The organism is Mesorhizobium sp. M0317 (genome assembly GCF_040321555.1).
GTDB lineage: Bacteria > Pseudomonadota > Alphaproteobacteria > Rhizobiales > Rhizobiaceae > Mesorhizobium.
In genome coordinates this window covers 1-1,870 of sequence record NZ_JAMYRV010000097.1, presented here as the reverse complement: position 1 = coordinate 1,870, position 1,870 = coordinate 1, and the positions used below count along the sequence as shown (strand labels likewise).

1 protein-coding gene and 1 pseudogene are annotated in these 1,870 nt (G+C 60.6%); both read right to left on the bottom strand.

All coding sequences use genetic code 11. The features are described from left to right. Positions 1–542 (bottom strand): annotated as a pseudogene (locus NKI88_RS31645) (type I secretion system permease/ATPase); the annotation flags it as partial. Positions 543–993: 451 nt separating this feature from the next. Next, complete coding sequence (locus NKI88_RS31640; RefSeq protein WP_352659320.1) at positions 994–1,785, bottom strand: calcium-binding protein; 792 nt, start codon at positions 1,783–1,785, stop codon at positions 994–996. Between the last annotated feature and the right edge of the window lie 85 nt (positions 1,786–1,870).

Genomic DNA, 1,870 nt, shown 5'->3' with positions numbered 1-1,870 from the left:
TCGGCATTGCAACGCGCTGCTTGCAGCAGACCATTGCGTGCCATGTTGTGGGCAACGGTATCGCTTATCGGCCCTTGCGAGAGAGTGTTGGCAAGGAGTGTCAGAGATGTGAGACCGACCGCCCCGATAAGTGCCGTCATGCCGATCCAGAAATGAAGGAGGAAGCAAATGCCGAGATAAAACAGCATCCATGGCAGATCGAAGAACGCTGTCGGACCGTTTCCACCTAAGAAGCCGCGAACATTGTCGAGATCGCGAAGCGGCTGCAAGCCGTCGCCCGGCATGCGCGTTGAAAGCGGAAGGCGAACGATCGCATCGTGAACGCGTCCGGAAAACTGACCATCGAAACGCTCGCCAATCCGCAGCAGCACGCGGGCGCGCAAAATGTCGAGCAGGCATTGGAACGCATAAAGCCCCGCAGCAAGCACGACGAGCCCCACTAGCGTGGATACGCTGCCACTTGCCAGAACGCGGTCATAGACCTGAAGCATGAACAGCGGCGAGATCAGCGCAAGCACGTTGACCACGCCGCTGATCAACATAATGCCCCAAATCGCGGATGTCAGAGGGAAGGGTCTCAAAGCTGAATCCTTTGGAATGGTTGTCACGTAAGTCTCCGGAGGCTGGCGACCCGGCTCCCTATATTGCTCCCCGACCGGCAACCGACTGCATCCGCTCGCTGGTTCAGGATCAGTGCTCCCGCCGAATATGTTTGGTCCCGGCATTTAATGGAGCGGGTCAACAACACCGTCCGGCTGAAGGTTTGGAAGGGATTCATCGTGGTCGGCCGCAAGGGCCCGAACAGGCGAATCCGCCTCCACACCTTCAGGAGATTTCGGTGCACGACCAGCGCGACGCGCAGGGCTTGGTCAAGCTATCCACGCTGCGACTGCTCCCGGGCGCCCCTCGGGCGCCCCGGCCCAGGCAAGTAGCGGAACGGGAAAGCGCCCGCCCAGGGGGCGGGGCGGGCGCGGTTCCGTATGGGTTTCTGGATCAAACGAAGGTGAAGTCCGACGCGGTCAGGCCTAGGTCGGCCACGGTGACTACACCGCCCAGGTGGGCGAACTCGTGCGCGCTGCCGTCGGCGGTGACATAGGCCAGAGTTGCGAGTCTGTCGGTGTAGCTGCTTTGGTAGACAATGATGTCGCCGGCGTGCTCGCCGGAGATCGCACTCGCCGCCTCATTAGCAGAGTTGAAAGATTCGCCAGTGATCACCACGACGTGTTCGCCGTTCGCACCCGAGGCCGCACCGCTGTAGAAGCTGCTCACCGGGTAGCCGGAGTGTATGCTGGCGTTGTTGACGAAGTTCGCGCCAAAACCGTCGTTGTAGAGGCCTACCGCATCGAAGGCGAACTTGTCCTCCGCCGGGTTGAAATCGGTGATAGTGGTAATGTCCGACGTCGACCCGACAACCCCAGGCACCGGATTGTGGAACTGGAACACGAACGTGTCACTGTCGGTGCCCCCGGTCAACGTGTCCTGGCCGTCACCCACGTAGAGGACATCCTGGCCGGGACCGCCGCTGAGCCTGTCATTGTCCTCACCGGAGACGCGCGCGTTGAAGCGGCCGTTGTCGCCGGAGAGATCGTCCCAGCCATCTCCGCCGAAGATGCGGTCGTTACCCTCGCCGCCGATGGCTCGGTCACTGCCCGCGCCACCCGAGATCTCGTCGTTGCCGCCACGACCGTCAATCCAGTCACCGCCCTGGAAACCCTCCATCCAATCTTCACGCTCGGTGCCGATGAGTGTTTCGGCACCCGCGCCACCCTCGATAATGTTTGCCATCGAAAAATACTCCTAATGATGTCCCTGCCTGAGTCGTTCATATTCGTCATCGGACAATTGGAGAAATCGATTGCTTGGATAGGCA

Bases quoted from the DNA above. Each gene is read 5' to 3' on its own strand.
- NKI88_RS31640 (WP_352659320.1), bottom strand. From the start codon at position 1,785: ATGGCAAACATTATCGAGGGTGGCGCGGGTGCCGAAACACTCATCGGC.